The following is an 18,405-nucleotide window of genomic DNA, read 5'->3' as shown; positions in this document are numbered from 1 at the left end:
CGTCCGGTAGGGTACAATAGCGGTTGAAGCAGGCCAGACAGTCGCTGGTTGGCGCAGTAATGCGTCGACGGGAGGAAGGTCCGGACTCCATAGAGCGGGGTGACGGTTAACGGCCGTCCGCCGAAAGCCCGTCAGGCGCAAGCCGGGCGGGTATAAGGCGAGGAATAGGGCCACAGAGACGAGCGTATTAAGTTACGGTGAAACGCGGTAACCTCCACCTGGTGCAATTTCAAATAGGCACGCGATGATGCTGCTCGCGGAGCGTGCGGGTAGAAAGCTTGAGCGCCGGAGTAATTCGGCGCCTAGAGGAATGGCTGTCATAGCGCTGAACCGCAAGGGAACGCGCCGTAACAAAATCCGGCCTATCGGCCTGCTTCACTTGAATTCTTCGCCGGCGCCACCACGGCCGCGCCGGCTGGCGCCGAACACCGCTGCATATATACATATATAGGCAGCGGTGTTTTGCCGTCGGCGCCCGCCGCGGCCGCGGCTGCCGCCGCGCCGGCTGGCGATGCGCCGAGCGGCGCCCAATATCGCGCCAAAAAGGCGTATTCCGTTAGCTTTTCCTGTGTCAGGGGCCTCGCTTCCGGGGCTTTTTTTTCCGGCCAAAACAAATATTTTCCATTAAATTGTATATACAACTAGTTCGCGGTGGCTGCTTGGCTTGCCCGGTTAAAAGGTTCGACGCGCGTCCGCGAGGGCGCTCCCGGCGGTCCTGAAAAGCTGTAAAATAGCCGAATCTATCCAAAAACCACTCTTCCCCGACCCGCTTTTCCGGTGCCGGCCGGCGTTGCCGCGGCGCGACCGCATTGTTGTCCCCAGTCAACTATATGTATAAATTTTAATATTTTTCAAGCTGAGCCCTCCGCTGTTTACGGCGGGCAAACACATGTGCACAGGTGAGGTAGCACATTCACTATCTTCCATAAGTATCTAATTTATCGATATATTTTGATGTGGAGCTCCTTCAAGGATATCCGCTAAGTCCTTCATTTCATTAATAAAATCACTGTTTCGATAGAAGGAAAGCGCTTGACCACCCTCTTGGCATCCTCTAAAGTGGGCAACTGTGTGAAAAAGTGTGTTTTTGTGGGAATTTTTTGAGAAAAACTTCCCTTCGCCAGCGCCGCGCTCACCCGCTTGTTAATAATTCTGAGGTCAAAGGTCATTCGTGTTTCAAGGCGCGTCCGCAATCAATCTCGATGCTAAGGGCAGGATGTCTATCCCCGCCAAGCACCGTGACGCGCTGTCGATCGAATGCGAGGGCCGCCTGACCCTGACCAAACACCCGGACGGCTGCCTGCTGTTCTTTCCGCGCCCCGTGTGGGAAAACCACCGACAGCAAATCGCCGCTTGGCCGATGGCCGCGCGGGCCTGGCAGCGCATCTTCCTCGGCAACGCCTGCGACGTCGAGCTCGACTCGGCCGGCCGCGTCCTGATCTCGCCCGAGCTGCGCAACGCCGTCGGCCTGGCGCGCGAGGTCATGATGATCGGCATGGGCACGCATTTTGAAATTTGGGACGCGGCCAAGCTGGCCGAAAAAGAGCAGCAGGCGATCGACGCCGGCGCCCCCGATGTCCTATCCAATTTTTCTTTCTAAGGCTCCGCGATGACTACTTTACCGGTGCCGGAATTTCTGCATCGTACGGTGCTGCTGGACGAGGCGGTTGACGCCCTCGATCTGCTCGGCCCGCGCGCCGACGGCATCTATGTCGACGGCACCTTCGGCCGCGGCGGCCACAGCCGCTTGATCCTGTCGCGCCTGGGCGCGCAGGCGCGCCTGGTCGGCTTCGACAAGGACTTGCAGGCGATCGCCACCGCCGAACAGATCGCCGACCCGCGCTTCCAGATCGTCCACGACAGCTTCGCCACCATGCGCGACAGCCTGGCCGCGCGCGGCATCGCCCAGGTCGACGGCATTTTGCTCGACCTAGGCATTTCCTCGCCGCAGGTGGACGACGCCGCGCGCGGCTTCAGCTTCCGCAACGACGGCCCGCTCGACATGCGCATGGACACCACCCGCGGCCAGTCCGCGGCCGAGTGGCTGGCGCTGGAGAACGAACAGGTTTTAGAAAGGGTGATACGTGAATATGGGGAAGAACGGTTTGCTTTTCAGATTGCAAAGGCGATTGTTGCTCGCCGCGCGGTCGAGCCAATTTCAAGCACACGACAGCTTGCCGGCCTCGTGGCGGGCGTTGTCAAAACCCGCGAGAAGGGTAAGGACCCCGCCACCCGCACCTTTCAGGCTATCCGCATTTTCATTAACAAAGAGCTGGAAGACCTCGAAACCGGCTTGAACCAGGCCTACGACTGCCTGGCGCCGGGCGGGCGCATGGCCGTGATCAGCTTCCATTCGCTGGAAGACCGCATGGTCAAGCGCTTCTTCGCCTCCAAGGCCAACGTGGCGCAGCCGGACCGGCGCCTGCCGATCCGCGCGGTCGACCTGCCGCAGCCGGAAATGAAGCTGGTCGCCAAGATGAAACCGTCCGACGCCGAAGTCGGCGCCAACCCGCGCGCGCGCTCGGCCGTGATGCGCGTCGCGCTGCGCCTGCCCTGGAGCGGCCGATGAGCGGCAAGCTGAATCTGCTGCTGACGGCCATCCTGGTCGGCTGCGCGCTGTCGCTGGTGAACGCGCAGTACCAGGCGCGCCACCTGTTCATCGAGTTGGAGCGGGCGCAGGCCTTGTCGCGCCAGCTCGACATCGACTGGTCGCAGCTGCAGCTGGACCAATCGACCTTCGGCAAGCACGAGCGCATCGAGGCGATCGCCCGGCGCGACCTGGACATGACGCCGCTGACGGCGGCGCGCACCCAGTACCTGACCCAGGGCGAGCCGTGATGCGCGGCGGCGGCGCGACTGGCTCGCGCGTGGCGGCTTCCAAAGGGGTGCCGTTCTCGAAGAATCCGATGCTGGCGGTGAGCCTGCCGGTGTGGCGTTCGCGGGTGGTGCTGTTCGTGCTGTTCGCCGCCTTCGCGGCGCTGGGCGGGCGGGCGCTGTGGTTGCAGGGCGTCTCCACGCAGTTCCTGCAAAAGCAGGGCGAGATCCGCTACGCCCGCACCATCGAGCTGCCCGCCACGCGCGGCAAGATCACCGACCGCAACGGCCAGGTGCTGGCCTCGTCGGTGCCGGTCAAGGCGATCTGGGGCATCCCGGACGACGTGCTGGCCTCGCCGCCGGAGAAGATCCGCGCCCTGGCCGGCCTGCTGGAAATGAGCGAGGCCGAGCTGCGCAAGAAACTCGACTCCGACCGCAGTTTCGTCTACCTGAAGCGGCAGGTCGAGATGGACGTGGCCGACAAGATCGCCAAGCTCGACATCGACGGCATCGACGCCCGCAAGGAATACAAGCGCTTCTACCCGCAGGGCGAAGTGATGACCCACGTGGTCGGTTTCACCAACGTCGAGGACGTCGGCCAGGAAAGCATGGAGCTGGCGCAGCAAAAGACGCTGGTCGGCAGCACCGGCAGCCGGCGCGTGATCAAGGACCGCCTCGGCCACATCGTCGAGGACATCGGCTCGATCCACGAACCGCACGACGGCAAGGACCTGGTGCTGTCGGTCGACAGCAAGATCCAGTACATCGCCTTCACGCAGTTGAAGGAGGCGGTCGAGAAGTTCAAGGCCAAGGCCGGCGCCGCCGTGGTGCTGGACGTGCACACCGGCGAAGTGCTGGCGTTGGCGAACTACCCGAGCTACGACCCGAACGACCGGCGCAAGCTGACCGGCCAGCAGTTGCGCAACCGCGTCATGACCGACACCTTCGAGCCCGGCTCGACCTTGAAGCCGTTTACGGTCGCGCTGGCGCTCGACAGCGGCCGCGTCAAGCCGACCACGCTGATCGACACCGGCGCCGGCCGCTACACCATCGCCGACCGCACCATCACCGACACCAAGGCGCACGGCGTCATCAACGTCTCCGAGATCATCGAGCAGTCGTCCAACATCGGCACCTCGAAGATCGCGCTGAGCATGCCGTCGCAGGAAATGTGGGAAATGTTTACCAAGGTCGGCTTCGGCCAGCAGCCGAAGTTCGGTTTTCCCGGCGCCGTCGCCGGCCGCGTGCGCCCGTATAAATCCTGGCGCCCGGTCGAGCAGGCCACCATGAGCTACGGCAACGGCATCTCGGTTTCGTTGATCCAGCTGGCGCGCGGCTACATGATGTTCGCCCGCGACGGCGACACCATTCCGCTGTCGTTCCAGAAGGTCAGCGAGCTGCCGGCCGGGCAGCAGTTGATCAAGCCGAAGACCGCCGCCGACATGCGCGCCATGCTGGAACTGGTGGTGTCGGGCGAGAAGGGCACCGCCAAGCAGGCCCAGGTCGCCGGTTACCGCGTCGGCGGCAAGACCGGCACCGCCTACAAGGTTGAAAACGGCCGCTACGCGATGCCGCGCAAATACATCGGTTCCTTCGTCGGCATGGTGCCGATGTCGGCGCCGCGCTTCATCATCGCCGTCATGATCGACGAACCGACCAGCGGCGGCCACTACGGCGGCCAGGTCGCCGCGCCGACCTTCGCGGCGGTGGCCACCAACGCGCTGCGCGCGATGAATATACCGCCGGACTCCTCCGTCACCGAAATCGTTATCCCGGCCAACGCCGGTCCGGAGTCAATGTAATGTCCGACATGACCATACCAGAAATCAGTTTGTGGATCGCCCAGGCGGCGCCCGGGGGCCAGCTGGCCTCCGATTCGCGCCGCATCCAGGCCGGCGACGTGTTCTTCGCCTATCCGGGCGACGCCGGCGACGGCCGCGGCTTCATCGCCGCCGCCATCGCCCAGGGCGCCGCCGCCGTCGTCTACGAGGGCGCCGACTTCGCCTGGGACGCCGCCTGGGGCGTGCCGCACCTGGCGCTGGCCGGGCTGAAACGCCTGGCCGGTCCGATCGCGCACGCCCGCTACGGCATGCCCGACGCCGCCATGTTCAGCGTCGCCGTCACCGGCACCAACGGCAAGACCTCCAGCGCGGTCTGGCTGGGCCAGGCCCTGGCGCGCGTGGGCGTGGCCACCGCCGTCATCGGCACGCTCGGCGTCGGCCTGGCCAAGCCGCGCGGCGAAGTGGCCTTCGACGCCACCGGCTACACCACGCCGGACGCGGTGCTGTTGGCGCGCACCCTGGCCGAGATGCGCGACGCCGGCGCCGGCGCGGTGGCGATCGAGGCTTCCTCGATCGGCCTGGAGCAGGGCCGCACCGCCGGCATGCACTTCGACGTCGCGCTGTTTACCAATCTGACCCGCGACCATCTGGACTACCACGGCGACATGCCGTCCTACGAGGCCGCCAAGACCATCCTGTTCGACTGGCCCGGCCTGCAAACGGCGGTGCTGAACCTGGACGACGAGATGGGCCCGCGCCTGGTCGCGCGCCTGCGCGGCAAGCCGGCCGGCGCGTTGCCGCTGATCGGCTACACCCTGCGCGACGCGGCGGCCCAGCCGGACCTGGACGGCGTGTGCATGCTGCGCGCCAGCCAGTTCCGTAGCCGCCACGCCGGCACCGATTTCCACCTCGACTGCCAATTCGGCTCGGCGCTGGTGAAAACCCGCCTGGTCGGCCATTTCAATATCAGCAACGCGCTCGGCGTGATGGGCGCGCTGCTGGCCAAGGGCGTCGGCCTGCGCGCCGCCATCGAGGCCATCGAAGCCTTGACGCCGGCGCCGGGACGCATGCAGCAGGTCGGCGGGCAGGACGCGCCGATGGTCGTGGTCGACTACGCCCACACCCCGGACGCGCTGGAAAAAACCCTGGCCGCGCTGCGCCAGGTGGCGCAGGAACGCGGCGGCCAGCTGTGGTGCGTGTTCGGCTGCGGCGGCGACCGCGATCCGGGCAAGCGGCCGCAGATGGGCGCCATCGCGCAAATGGCCGACCACGTCGTCGTCACCAGCGACAATCCGCGCAGCGAAGACCCGCACAGCATCATCGCGCAGATCGTCGCCGGCATGGACCCGCGGCATCCGGCTTCGGTCACGCAAGCCATCGAGAACCGCGCCAGCGCGATCCTCTCGGCGGTCAAGCACGCCGCCAAGGCCGACGTGATCCTGTTGGCCGGCAAAGGCCACGAGGCCTACCAGGAAATCAAGGGCAAGAAGCTGTCGTTCTCCGACACCGACCACGCCCAACTGGCGTTGTCGGCGCGGCTGACCATGATGAGGACCAACTGATGCGCGCGACACTGGCCCAGTTGGTGGCGGCGATTCCGGGCGCGGTACTGGTCCCGGGCCCGGCGGCGCAGTCCGAGCTGGCCTTCGACGGCGTCTCGACCGACAGCCGCAAGGTGCGGGCCGGCGCGCTGTTCGTCGCGCTGCGCGGCGACAGCTTCGACGCCCACGACTTCCTGGCCCAGGTGGCCGGGCAGGGCGCGGCCGCCGTGGTGGTCGAGCGGCTGCCGGCCGGCTGGACCCTGCCGGCCGTCGTCGTGCCGGACACGCTGGTGGCGCTGGGGCGCATCGCCAACCTGTGGCGGCGCCAGTTCGCGCTGCCGGTCATCGGCGTCACCGGCAGCAACGGCAAGACCACGGTCAAGGAAATGCTGGCCTCGATTTTGGCGGCGGCCTACGGCGAAGACGGCCGCCTGGCCACCCGTGGCAACCTGAACAATGAAATCGGCGTGCCGCTGACCCTGTTCCGCCTGGCGGCCGGGCAGCGCGCCGCCGTCGTCGAACTGGGCATGAACCACCCCGGCGAAATCGCCCGGCTGACGGCGGTCGCCGAGCCGACGCTGGCGCTGGTCAACAACGCCCAGCGCGAACACCAGGAATTCATGCACACCGTGGAAGCGGTGGCGCGCGAAAACGGCGCGGTGCTGGCCGGCTTGCCGGCCGACGGCGTGGCGGTGTTCCCGCACGGCGACGAGTTTACCGAATTGTGGCGCGCCCTGGCCGGCGCGCGCCGCTGCATCACCTTCGGCCTGGGCAAGGACGCCGACGTCAGCTGCACGCACCGTCCGGCCGAGGACTTCGGCAGCGACATGTTCGTCAGCGTGCGCGCCGGCGCCGACCTGCCTATGCTGCAATTTTTCGTCGGCCTGCGGGCGGCCGGCGAGCACAACGTGCGCAACGCGCTGGCGGCGGCGGCCTGCGCCTTCGGCGCCGGCGTCGCGCCGGAGGCGATCCGGCGCGGCCTGGAGGCGTTCGCGCCGGTCAACGGCCGCCTGCAGAAAAAGCGCGCGGCCGGCGGCGCCACCGTCATCGACGACAGCTACAACGCCAACCCGGACTCGGTGCGCGCCGCCGTCGACGTGCTGGCGCAAGCCCGGGCGCCGCGCATCCTGGTGCTCGGCGACATGGGCGAAGTCGGCGGCCAGGGCCGGCAATTCCATGAAGAGATCGCCGACTACGCGCTCGCCAAGGGTATCGAGCACGTGCTGGCGACGGGCGAACTGGCGCGCCATCTGCGCGGCGCCAACGTGGAGCATTTTGAACTGTTCGACGATTTGCTGGCGGCGCTAGATGTACATCTTGCGCGTCTGGCGGCTGGTCCGGACGCAACGATATTGGTCAAGGGCTCCCGCTTCATGAAGATGGAACGGGCCGTGCAGCATTTGATTGGATCACAAAACAACAACAAGGAGGCCCACTAATCATGCTGCTCTGGCTCGCTCAATACTTTCAACAAGACCTAGGCCCGCTGCGGGTCTTCAACTTCATCACCTTCCGCGCCGTGTTCGCCACGATGACGGCGCTGGTGATCGGCCTGGGCGCCGGTCCGGCCGTGATCCGCATGCTCACGCGCATGAAGGTCGGCCAGGCGGTGCGCGCCGACGGCCCGCAAACGCATTTGATCAAGCACGGCACCCCGACCATGGGCGGCCTGCTGATCCTCATTTCCATCGGCGTCTCGACGCTGTTGTGGTGCGACCTGTCGAACCGCTTCATCTACCCGGTGCTGGTGGTGACGCTCGGCTTCGGCGCCATCGGCTGGGTCGACGACTACCGCAAGGTGGTGCGGCAGGACCCGAACGGCATGGCCTCGGGCGAAAAATACTTTTGGCAGTCGCTGATCGGCCTGGGCGCCGCCTTCTACTTGGCGTTCTCGGTCTCGGTCTCGGAGCCGAACGCGAGCAACGTGTGGAACCTGATCTACGCCTGGGTGCAGTCGGGCTTTTCGATGGACTTGCCGCCGAAGGCCGACTTGATCGTGCCCTTCTTTAAAACCGTCAGCTACCCGCTGGGCGTGTGGGGCTTCATCGCGCTGACCTATTGCGTCATCGTCGGCACCAGCAACGCCGTCAACCTGACCGACGGCCTGGACGGCCTGGCCATCATGCCGACCGTGATGGTCGGCACCGCGCTGGGCCTGTTCGCCTACCTGACCGGCAGCGCCACCTATTCGAAATACCTGTTCATCCCGCACATTCCGGGCGCCGGCGAGCTGATCATCTTTTGCGGCGCGATGGCCGGCGCCGGCCTGGCCTTCCTGTGGTTTAACACCCATCCGGCCCAGGTCTTCATGGGCGACGTCGGCGCGCTGGCGCTGGGCGGCGCGCTCGGCACGCTGGCCGTCATCGTGCGCCAGGAAATCGTCCTGTTCATCATGGGCGGCATCTTCGTGGTCGAGACCCTGTCGGTGATCGCCCAGGTGACCTGGTTCAAATTCACCAAAAAACGCTTCGGCACCGGTCGCCGGATTTTCCTGATGGCGCCCTTGCACCATCATTTTGAACAAAAAGGCTGGCGCGAAACCCAGGTCGTGGTGCGCTTCTGGATCATTACGATGATGCTGGTCCTGTTCGGTCTCTCCACTTTGAAATTACGCTAATGATCTATTCGGGCAAACACGCATTGGTTTTGGGGCTCGGCGAATCCGGGCTGGCGATGGCGCAATGGCTGGCGCGCAGCGGCGCCTCGGTGCGCGTGGCCGACACGCGCGAGCAGCCGGCCCGCCTGGCGGCGCTGCGCGCCGCGGTGCCGCGGGCCGAATTCGTCGGCGGCGCCTTCCACGCCGGCCTGGTCGAGGGCTTTGACTTCATCGCCGTCAGCCCGGGCCTGGCGCCCGGGGGCGAGCTGGCCGCCATCATTCCGGCGGCGGCCGCCAAAGCCATCCCGGTGTGGGGCGAGATCGAGCTGTTCGCCCAGGCCCTGGCGGCGCTGAAGGAAGAGCGCGGCTATGCGCCGAAGGTGATCGCCATCACCGGCACCAACGGCAAGACCACCGTCACCAGCCTGGTCGGCCTGCTGTGCCAGCGCGCCGGCCTGAGCGTGCGCGTGGCCGGCAACATCAGCCCGGCGGCGCTGGACGTGCTGCGCCAAGCGCTGGAACAGGATCAGCTGCCGCAGGCCTGGGTGCTCGAACTGTCCAGCTTCCAGTTACACACGACTTTTAGTTTGCAAGCCGACGCCGCGACGGTGCTGAACCTGTCGCAGGACCACCTCGACTGGCACGGCGACATGGCGTCGTACGCGCGCGACAAGCAGCGCATCTTCGGCGCCCACACGGTGCGCGTGCTCAACCGCGACGACGCGGCCGTGATGCGCATGGCCGATCCGGGCGCCACCGTGGTCACCTTCGGCACCGACGAGCCGACCGAGGTCGACAGCTTCGGCCTGGAGAACGCCCGCGGCGTGTTCTGGCTGACGGCCGCGGCCCCGGCCGAGGACCTGCCCGAGCGCAAGCGCAAGAAAAACGAGCCGCCGGCGCCGATTCCCTTCATCGCCAAGCACATGATGCCGGCCGACGCGCTGAAAATCCGCGGCCAGCACAACGCCGCCAACGCGCTGGCCGCGCTGGCGCTGTGCCGCGCCATCGGGCTGCCGTTCGCGCCGCTGCTGTACGGCCTGCGCGAATACCAGGGCGAGCCGCACCGGGTCGAACTGGTGGCCGCCATCAACGCCGTCGAATACTACGACGACAGCAAGGGCACCAACGTCGGCGCCACGGCGGCGGCGCTGAACGGCCTGGGTAAAAGCTTCGGCGGCGCCGAGCAGCGCCTGCTGCTGATCGCCGGCGGCGAGGCCAAGGGCCAGGACTTCGCCCCGCTGGCCGAGCCGGTGGCGCGCTACGTGCGCGCGGTGCTGCTGATCGGCCGCGACGCGCCGGCCATCCGCGCCGCGCTGGCGCAGACCGGGGTCGAGCTGATCGACTGCGAAACGCTGCCGCTGGCGGTGCGCCGCGCGCGCGAGCTGGCGCAGGCCGGCGACGCCGTGCTGTTGTCGCCGGCCTGCGCCAGCTTCGACATGTTCAAGAACTACGGCCACCGGGCCGAGGTCTTCGTCGACGCCGTGCGCGAGATCGCGCTGGAACAGGGACAGGATATCTGATGCCCCTGCAACTGCCATTCAGCTTTTCTGGATCGTCGGCGAACAAGCCGATGGACAGTCACGCCCGGCAGTCGAAGATGATGGAGTACGACCAGCCGCTGGTGTGGGTGACCCTGCTGCTGATGCTGCTGGGCATGGTGATGGTGTATTCGGCGTCGATTTCGCTGCCCGATTCGCCCAAGTTCTCGAACTACAAGAACTCCTACTTCCTGACGCGCCAGGCCACCTTCATCGCCATTTCGCTGATGGCCGGCTTGTTCGTGTTCCGCATCCGCATCGCCACCTGGCAGCGCGCCGCGCCCTACCTGTTCATCGGCACCCTGGTGCTGCTGGTGCTGGTGCTGGTGCCGGGCATCGGCGTGGCGGTCAACGGCGGGCGCCGCTGGTTGTCGCTGAAGGTGTTCAACGTGCAGCCGTCCGAGCTGATGAAGGTGGTGGCGGTGCTGTACGCCGCCGACTACACGGTGCGCAAGCAGGAATACATGCACAAGCTGACCAAGGGCTTCATGCCGATGGCCGGCGCGGTCGGCCTGGTCGGCCTGCTGCTGCTGCTGGAACCCGACCTGGGCGCGTTCGGCGTGATTGTCTGTATCGCCATGGGCATCCTGTTCCTGGGCGGCATCAACGCGATCTGGTTCGGCGGCATCGGCGCGGTGCTGGTGTCGGTGTTCGTCGCCATCGTGGCGCTGTCGCCGTTCCGCCGCGAGCGCTTTTTCGCCTACCTGAACCCGTGGCAGGAGGACAACGCGCTGAACAAGGCCTACCAGCTGACCCATTCGCTGATCGCCTTCGGCCGCGGCGAACTGTTCGGCGTGGGGCTGGGCGGCAGCGTCGAGAAGCTGCACTACCTGCCGGAGGCGCACACCGACTTCCTGCTGGCGGTGATCGGCGAAGAGCTGGGCCTGGCCGGCGTGCTGGTGGTGATCGCCATGTTTTATTGGCTGGTCAAGCGCGCCTTCGACATCGGCCGCCAGGCCATCGCCATCGACCAGACCTTCGCCGGCCTGACGGCCAAGGGCATCGGCATCTGGGTCGGCGTGCAGACCTTTATTAATATGGGCGTCAACCTTGGCCTGCTGCCGACCAAGGGTCTGACCCTGCCGCTGATGAGCTATGGCGGTTCGGGCGTGTTGTTCAATTGCGTCGGCCTGGCGATCCTGCTCAGGATCGACTACGAGAACCGGGTGCTGATGCGTGGTGGCAGATTATGAAACGATTGATGATTATGGCGGCCGGCACCGGCGGCCACATTTTCCCCGGCCTGGCGATCGCCCAGACCATGCGCGCGCGCGGCTGGCAGGTAAGCTGGCTGGGCACTTCGCACGGCATGGAGCGCGAGCTGGTGCCGCGGCACGGCGTCGAGATGGACGCCATCGAGTTTTCCGGCATGCGCGGCAAGGGCTTGCGCCACACGTTGACCGGCGGCTTCAAGATGCTGGCCAGCTTCTTCGCCTGCTTCGGCTACATCGGCCGGCGCAAGCCGGACGTGGTGCTGGGCATGGGCGGCTACGTGACGGTGCCGGGCGGTCTGATGGCGCGCCTGCGCGGCGTGCCGCTGGTGCTGGTGAACGCCGACGCGGCCCTGCTGCTGTCGAACAAAACCCTGGTGCCGCTGGCGCAGCGGGTCTGCTTCGGCTTCCCGGCGGACTTCGGCAGCGCCGCCGGCAAGGCCAGCGTCACCGGCAACCCGGTGCGCCGCGAAATCCTCGACCTGGCCGGTCCTCGGGAGCGCTTCGAGGGCCGCACCGGTGCGCTGCGCATCCTGGTGGTCGGCGGCAGCCTGGGCGCCAAGGCGCTCAACGACAACCTGGCGCCGGCGCTGGCGCTGATCGCGCCGGAGCGGCGCCCGCTGGTGACGCACCAGTCGGGCAAGAAGAACATCGAGGCGCTGCGCGGCGCCTACGCGCAGGCCGGCGTGCTCGCCGAGGTGGTCGACTTCATCGACGACATGGCGGCGGCCTACGCCGGCGCCGACCTGGTGATTTGCCGCGCCGGCGCCATTACGCTGTCGGAACTGACGGCGGCCGGCGTGGCCAGCGTGCTGGTGCCGCTGGTGGCCTCGACCACCAGCCACCAGCGCGACAACGCGCAATGGATGGCGCAACAACACGCGGCGATCCACCTGCCGCAAACGGAAATGAACCCGGCCGCGCTGGCGGCGCTGCTGCAAAATCTGACGCGCGGCGCCTGCCTGGAGATGGCGCTGGCGGCGCGCGCGGTCGGCAAGCGCGACGCCAACGACGCCATCGCCCTGGTATTGGAACAACTAGCATGAGACTCGATTCGTGAAACATAAAGTAAAAAACATCCATTTCGTCGGCATCGGCGGCAGCGGCATGAGCGGCATCGCCGAGGTGCTGGTCAACCTGGGCTATAACGTCTCCGGTTCCGACCTGGGCAGCAACGCCGCCACCCAGCGCCTGGCAAGCCTGGGCGCCAAGGTGCTGCTCGGCCACGCCGCCGAGAACGTCGGCAACGCCGACGCCGTCGTCACCTCCGGCGCGGTGCCGCAGGACAATCCGGAAGTCGCCGCCGCGCGCAGCCGCAAGATTCCGCTGGTGCCGCGCGCGGTCATGCTGGGCGAGTTGATGCGCCTCAAGCGCGGCATCGCCATCGCCGGCACGCACGGCAAGACCACCACCACCAGCCTGGTGGCGTCGGTGCTGGCGCAGGGCGGCATGGACCCGACCTTCGTCATCGGCGGGCGCCTTACCAGCGCCGGCGCCAACGCCAAGCTGGGCGCCGGCGACTACCTGGTGGCCGAGGCCGACGAGTCCGACGCCTCCTTCCTGAACCTGTCGCCGATGATCGAGGTGATCACCAACATCGACGCCGACCACATGGAAACCTACGAGCACGACTTCGAGAAATTGAAGGCGGCCTTCGTCCAGTTCACCCAGCGCCTGCCGTTCTACGGCCGCGCCATGTTGTGCATCGACGACCCGCACGTGCGCGACATCATTCCGATGATCTCGAAACCGATCACCACCTACGGCTTCCACGAGGACGCCGAGGTGCGCGCCGTGAACGCCCGCGCGGTCGGCCTGGAGATGCATTTCACGGTGATCCAGGAAGGCTATCCGGCGCTGGACGTGGTGTTGAACCAGCCCGGCATGCACAATGTGCAGAACGCCTGCTCGGCCATCGCCATCGCCCGCGAGATCGGCATCGACGATACGGCCACCCAGCAGGGCCTGGCCGAGTTCGCCGGCGTCGGGCGCCGCTTCACCCGCTACGGCGAGGTGGCGCTGGAAACCGGCGGCAGCTTCGCGCTGGTCGACGATTTCGGCCACCACCCGGTCGAGACCGCGGTGACGGTGGCCGCCGCGCGCGCCGCCTACCCGGGCCGCCGGCTGGTGCTGGCGTTCCAGCCGCACCGCTACACCCGCACCCGCGACCTGTTCGAGGACTTCGTCAAGGTGCTCGGCAGCGTCGACGTGCTGCTGCTGGCCGAGGTGTACGCGGCCGGCGAGGCGCCGATCGTCGCCGCCGACGGCCGCGCGCTGGCGCACGCGCTGCGCGCCCGCGGCAAGATCGAGCCGATCTTCGTCGAACTGATGTCCGACATGCCCGACACCATCATCAGCGTGGCGCGCGACGGCGACGTCGTCGTCACCATGGGCGCCGGCTCGATCAGCGGCGTACCGCACAAACTGACCACTTTTCCAAAGGCCGCTGAATCATGAGCCCTACATTGAGCCCTACCATGAGCCCGACCACAGCCATCGACGTGAGCGCCTTCGGCAAGGTCGGCGTGCTGTTCGGCGGCCGTTCGGCCGAGCGCGAAGTGTCGCTGATGTCCGGCGCCGGCGTGCTGAAGGCCCTGCTTAGCCGCGGCGTCGACGCGCACGCCTTCGACACGGGCGAGCGCGGCCTGGCCGAACTGGCCGGCGAAAAATTCGACCGCGTCTTCATCGCGCTGCACGGCCGCTTCGGCGAGGACGGCAGCCTGCAGGGCGCGCTCGAGCAGCTCGGCGTCGCCTACACCGGCAGCGGCGTGATGGCCTGCGCGATCGCCATGGACAAGGTCTACACCAAGATGATCTGGCTGGCGCACGGCCTGCCGACGCCGAAGTACGCGGTGCTCGACGCCGGCTCCGACCTCGACGCGGTGGCCGTCGAACTGGGCCTGCCGCTGATCGTCAAACCGCCGCACGAGGGTTCCAGCATCGGCATCACCAAGGTCGTCGAGGCCGGCGCCTTGCGCGCCGCCTACGACATCGCCGCCGCGCTGGACGACTCGGTGCTGGCCGAGGAGTTCGTGACCGGGCGCGAGTTCACCGTCGCCGTGTTGGGCCAGGGCGCCGGCGCGCGCGCGCTGCCGCCGATCGAGATCGTCGCCCAGGGTGGCAACTACGACTACCAGAACAAGTACTTCACCGACACCACCGAGTATTTCTGTCCGCCCGAGCTGGACCCGGCCGACCGCGCCGAGATGGAGCGCATCGCCGTGGAAGCCTACCGCGGCCTCGGCTGCGAGGGTTGGGGCCGCGTCGACGTGCTGCTGCGCGCCTCCGACAAGCAGCTGTTCCTGATCGAGGCGAACACCTCGCCCGGCATGACCAGCCACTCGCTGGTGCCGATGGCGGCGCGCGCGCTGGGCATCAGTTACGAGGACCTGTGCCTGGAAATCCTGGCGTCGGCGCGCCTGAAGATGGCCAAAGGGCGGGGCTGAGACGAGCATGTGGCACGACGCTAAATCCCTGAACGCGACCGCCAGCGGCATTTTTGCCGTGGTGATGCTCGCGTGCGTGGCCGCCGGCGTCTGGTGGGTGTCGCAATGGCCGATGTTCACGCTGCAGGCGATCAGCGTGGAGAGCATCGACCAGGAGGAGCTGCGCCACGTCAACCACCTGACGCTGCGCAACGGCACCCGCGGCCGCATCAAGGGCAATTTTTTCACGGCCAACCTGGACGCGGTGCGGCTGGCCTTCGAGTCGGTGCCGTGGGTGCGCCGCGCAACGGTGCGGCGCGAGTGGCCGAACCAGCTGGTGGTGGCGCTGGAAGAGCACGACGCGCTCGGCACCTGGGGCGAGGACGGCCGCCTGCTGTCGGTCAAGGGCGACGTCTTCACCGCCAACCTGGCCGAGGCCGAGGACGACCACGAGCTGCCGCAGTTTTCCGGCCCCGACGGCAGCGAGAAGGAGGTGCTGGCCCGCTACGCCGAGCTGCACGCCTGGTTCGCGCCGATCGACCTGGTGCCGCAGGCGCTGTCGCTGTCGGGGCGTTACGCCTGGACCGTCAAGCTCGACAACGGCATGAGCGTGGCGCTGGGGCGCGAGCAAAGCAAGACCACATTGAAGGAGCGGGTCGACCGGCTGACCGGGATCTACCCGCAACTGGCGAGCCGGCTGCAGAACATCGACACGATCGACATGCGTTATCCGAACGGCCTGGCCCTGAGTTCCGCCGGCCTGGTGATCCCGCCCGAGGGGAAAAAACCGGGCACCGCAGCAAAGAAAAAACCGAATAATTCAACGCCCATCAGCAGGCTCACACAGTAGGCACAGAAATGACAAAAGACGCGAAAAACCTGATCGTCGGCCTCGACATCGGCACCTCGAAAGTGGTGGCGGTGGTGGCCGAGGTGATGCCCGACGGGCGCCACGAAGTGATCGGGCTGGGCCAGCACGAATCAAAGGGATTGAAGAAGGGCGTCGTCGTCAACATCGAGGCGACCGTCGAGTCGATCCAGCGCGCGCTCGAGGAAGCCGAGCTGATGGCCGACTGCAAGATCCGCAACGTCTACGCCGGCATCGCCGGCAGCCATATCCGCAGCTTCAATTCGAGCGGCATGGTGGCCATCAAGGACAAGGAAGTGACCGCCGCCGACGTGGCGCGCGTCATCGAAACGGCGAAAGCGGTTAACATACCGACCGACCAACAGTTACTCCACATGGTGCCGCAGGAATTCATCGTCGACAGCCAGGAGGACGTGCGCGAGCCGATCGGCATGAGCGGCATCCGCCTCGAGGTGAAGGTGCACATCGTCACCGGCGCGGTGTCGGCGGTGCAGAACATCGTCAAGTGCGTGCGCCGCTGCGGCCTGGAAGTGTCGGATCTGATTTTGCAGCCGATGGCCTCGGCCGACGCGGTCCTGACGCCGGACGAAAAAGAGCTGGGCGTGGTCCTGATCGACATCGGCGGCGGCACCACCGACGTGGCGGTGTTCTCGGACGGGGCGATCCGCCACACCGCCGTGATCCCGATCGCCGGCGACCAGATCACCAACGACATCGCGATGGCGCTGCGCACGCCGACGTCGGAAGCCGAGGAGATCAAGATCCGCTACGGCGTCGCCAAGCAGGTGCTGGCCGACCCGGGCGAGTCGCTCGAGGTGCCGGGGCTGGGCGACCGCGGCCCGCGCAACCTGTCGCGCCAGGCGCTGGCGGCGGTGATCGAGCCGCGCGTCGAGGAGCTGTTCGCGATGGTGCACCAGGTGGTGCGCGAATCCGGCTACGAGGGCGTGCTGTCGTCGGGCATCGTGCTCACCGGCGGCACCGCGATCATGCCGGGCATGGTGGAAATGGCCGAGGATATTTTCCTCAAGCCGGCCCGCCTGGGCACGCCCGAGTACCGCGGCCAGCTGGCCGACGTGGTGCGCAGCCCGCGCTACGCGACGGTGTTGGGCCTGCTGCTGGAAGCGAAAAAACAATACCTGCGCGGCCATATCGTGACGCGTCAGGACGGTTCTGTGAAGGCGGTCTGGCAGCGCATGAAGGAATGGTTTTTAGGGAATTTTTAAGGCGCTGGTTTGGCGCCGGCAGCGGAATAAGAATAAGCACAATAAGCACAACAAGCAGAACAAGCATTCAGGAACACACACGATATTTTATATTTAACCGCAGTTTTCAATCTCCAGCTCTCCTATTCGTATGAGGCCTGGCGCCTGGAAACGGCACACTGATAGGAGCACATCATGGAATTCGATATGGTCGATAACGCAGCTGTAGGCACGGTCATCAAGGTCGTCGGCGTCGGCGGAGCAGGTGGCAACGCGGTTCAACACATGATCAACAAGGGCATGTCGGGGGTCGAGTTCATCGCCGCCAACACCGACGCGCAGGCGCTGTCGACCTCGAAGGCCGACAACATCATCCAGATCGGCGAGACCGGCCTGGGCGCCGGGATGAAGCCGCAAGTGGGCCGCCAGCTGGCCGAAGAGTCGCGCGCGCGTATCGAAGACGCGCTGCGCGGCGCGCACATGGTCTTCATCGCCGCCGGCATGGGCGGCGGCACCGGCACCGGCGCCGCGCCGATCGTCGCGGAAATCGCCAAGTCGCTGGGCGCGCTGACGGTGGCCGTGGTGTCGAAGCCGTTCTCGTACGAAGGCCAGAAGTGCATGGACATCGCCGACGAGGGCCTGGAGCAGCTGTCGTTGCACGTCGACTCGCTGATCATCATCCTGAACGAAAAACTGGAAGAGATCTACGAAGACGAAAGCATGCTGGAGTGGATGCAACACGCCGACGATGTGCTTAACAACGCGGTCGCCGGTATCGCCGAGATCATCAACGTACCGGGCCATATCAACGTCGACTTCAACGACGTCAAGACCATCATGGGCGAGCAGGGCAAGGCCATGATGGGCACGGCGACCGCGTCCGGCGTCGACCGCGCGCGCATCGCCGCCGAGCAGGCGGTGGCCTCGCCGCTGCTGGACGGTATCGACCTGTCGGGCGCGCGCGGCGTGCTGGTCAACGTCACCGCCAGCCGTGGCCTGAAGGGTAAGGAAATCAAGGAAGTCATGGCCGCCGTGCGCGCGTTCGCGGCGCCGGACGCCTCGATCGCCCAGGGTATCGCCTACGACGACAACATGGGCGACGACATCCGCGTCACCGTGGTGGCTACCGGCCTGGGCCGCGCCAAGAAGTCGATCCAACTGGTGCCGCAGCAGATGCTGCGCACCGGCACCCACAACGGTCCGCTGACGCCGTCGGCGGCTATGGGCGGCGTCGGCGGCGCCGGCAGCACCACGGTCGGCATGGCCGTGCCGGGGCAAGCGTTCGACGGCATGAAGGCGCCGGCGGTATGGCGTCGCGAATCGGCTTCCGAGCAGGTGCGCGCGATGGAAAAGAACGGCATGGAAACCTACGACATCCCGGCCTTCCTGCGCAAGCAGGCGGACTAAGCGGCGCAGGTTTTGTAGGCCG

The 18,405-nt window shown here is 66.6% G+C and carries 16 protein-coding genes and 1 other RNA gene; 16 read left to right on the top strand and 1 reads right to left on the bottom strand.

What is annotated here, in order from left to right; genetic code table 11:
* Positions 1-25: 25 nt before the first annotated feature.
* Positions 26-381, top strand: an RNA gene (gene rnpB / locus JANGC3_RS31050) — RNase P RNA component class A.
* Between the two features lie 608 nt (positions 382-989).
* On the opposite strand, the gene JANGC3_RS33000 is transcribed toward rnpB, so the two are convergent.
* Positions 990-1,169, bottom strand: a complete 180-nt coding sequence (locus tag JANGC3_RS33000; RefSeq protein ID WP_157406998.1) for a hypothetical protein — start codon at positions 1,167-1,169, stop codon at positions 990-992.
* Positions 1,170-1,171: 2 nt separating this feature from the next.
* Here JANGC3_RS33000 and mraZ point away from each other — a divergent pair, with 2 nt between their 5' ends.
* From mraZ to ftsZ, 15 genes are all read left to right on the top strand, one after another.
* A complete protein-coding gene (mraZ, locus tag JANGC3_RS0124850) occupies positions 1,172-1,600 on the top strand; it encodes a division/cell wall cluster transcriptional repressor MraZ (protein WP_026133482.1) in 429 nt (142 codons plus the stop codon).
* A gap of 9 nt (positions 1,601-1,609) precedes the next feature.
* Positions 1,610-2,569, top strand: a complete 960-nt coding sequence (gene rsmH / locus JANGC3_RS0124845) for a 16S rRNA (cytosine(1402)-N(4))-methyltransferase RsmH (protein ID WP_026133481.1) — start codon at positions 1,610-1,612, stop codon at positions 2,567-2,569.
* Positions 2,566-2,838, top strand: coding sequence for a cell division protein FtsL (gene ftsL / locus JANGC3_RS0124840; RefSeq protein ID WP_017879201.1), 273 nt, complete (start codon positions 2,566-2,568; stop codon positions 2,836-2,838). The genes rsmH and ftsL overlap by 4 nt, the downstream gene beginning before the upstream one ends.
* Complete coding sequence (locus JANGC3_RS0124835; RefSeq protein ID WP_017879200.1) at positions 2,838-4,616, top strand: peptidoglycan D,D-transpeptidase FtsI family protein; 1,779 nt, start codon at positions 2,838-2,840, stop codon at positions 4,614-4,616. Before ftsL ends, JANGC3_RS0124835 begins: the two co-directional genes overlap by 1 nt.
* On the top strand, positions 4,616-6,157 hold the full coding sequence (locus JANGC3_RS0124830) for a UDP-N-acetylmuramoyl-L-alanyl-D-glutamate--2,6-diaminopimelate ligase (RefSeq protein ID WP_017879199.1): 1,542 nt from the start codon (positions 4,616-4,618) through the stop codon (positions 6,155-6,157). Before JANGC3_RS0124835 ends, JANGC3_RS0124830 begins: the two co-directional genes overlap by 1 nt.
* Complete coding sequence (locus JANGC3_RS0124825; RefSeq protein ID WP_017879198.1) at positions 6,157-7,575, top strand: UDP-N-acetylmuramoyl-tripeptide--D-alanyl-D-alanine ligase; 1,419 nt, start codon at positions 6,157-6,159, stop codon at positions 7,573-7,575. The genes JANGC3_RS0124830 and JANGC3_RS0124825 overlap by 1 nt, the downstream gene beginning before the upstream one ends.
* A 2-nt stretch (positions 7,576-7,577) precedes the next feature.
* Complete coding sequence (gene mraY / locus JANGC3_RS0124820) at positions 7,578-8,753, top strand: phospho-N-acetylmuramoyl-pentapeptide-transferase (RefSeq protein ID WP_017879197.1); 1,176 nt, start codon at positions 7,578-7,580, stop codon at positions 8,751-8,753.
* A complete protein-coding gene (gene murD, locus JANGC3_RS0124815; protein ID WP_017879196.1) occupies positions 8,753-10,252 on the top strand; it encodes a UDP-N-acetylmuramoyl-L-alanine--D-glutamate ligase in 1,500 nt (499 codons plus the stop codon). The genes mraY and murD overlap by 1 nt, the downstream gene beginning before the upstream one ends.
* On the top strand, positions 10,252-11,463 hold the full coding sequence (ftsW, locus tag JANGC3_RS0124810; RefSeq protein ID WP_026133479.1) for a putative lipid II flippase FtsW: 1,212 nt from the start codon (positions 10,252-10,254) through the stop codon (positions 11,461-11,463). The genes murD and ftsW overlap by 1 nt, the downstream gene beginning before the upstream one ends.
* On the top strand, positions 11,460-12,527 hold the full coding sequence (murG, locus tag JANGC3_RS0124805) for an undecaprenyldiphospho-muramoylpentapeptide beta-N-acetylglucosaminyltransferase (protein ID WP_035789053.1): 1,068 nt from the start codon (positions 11,460-11,462) through the stop codon (positions 12,525-12,527). Before ftsW ends, murG begins: the two co-directional genes overlap by 4 nt.
* A gap of 10 nt (positions 12,528-12,537) precedes the next feature.
* Positions 12,538-13,938, top strand: a complete 1,401-nt coding sequence (gene murC / locus JANGC3_RS0124800) for a UDP-N-acetylmuramate--L-alanine ligase (protein ID WP_017879193.1) — start codon at positions 12,538-12,540, stop codon at positions 13,936-13,938.
* Between the two features lie 20 nt (positions 13,939-13,958).
* Positions 13,959-14,927, top strand: coding sequence for a D-alanine--D-alanine ligase (locus JANGC3_RS0124795; RefSeq protein ID WP_017879192.1), 969 nt, complete (start codon positions 13,959-13,961; stop codon positions 14,925-14,927).
* Between the two features lie 7 nt (positions 14,928-14,934).
* On the top strand, positions 14,935-15,756 hold the full coding sequence (locus JANGC3_RS0124790) for a cell division protein FtsQ/DivIB (protein WP_017879191.1): 822 nt from the start codon (positions 14,935-14,937) through the stop codon (positions 15,754-15,756).
* An 8-nt stretch (positions 15,757-15,764) separates the two neighbouring features.
* Entirely contained in the window at positions 15,765-16,997 is a 1,233-nt protein-coding gene (gene ftsA, locus JANGC3_RS0124785; RefSeq protein ID WP_017879190.1) for a cell division protein FtsA, read from the top strand.
* 174 nt (positions 16,998-17,171) lie between these two features.
* On the top strand, positions 17,172-18,383 hold the full coding sequence (ftsZ, locus tag JANGC3_RS0124780) for a cell division protein FtsZ (protein WP_026133478.1): 1,212 nt from the start codon (positions 17,172-17,174) through the stop codon (positions 18,381-18,383).
* The last annotated feature ends 22 nt before the right edge of the window (positions 18,384-18,405 follow it).

It is taken from the genome of Janthinobacterium sp. CG3 (genome assembly GCF_000344615.1).
Taxonomy (GTDB): Bacteria; Pseudomonadota; Gammaproteobacteria; order Burkholderiales; family Burkholderiaceae_D; genus Janthinobacterium.
Note: the sequence above shows the minus strand (reverse complement) of the source record. Positions and strands in the feature narration are given on the sequence as shown.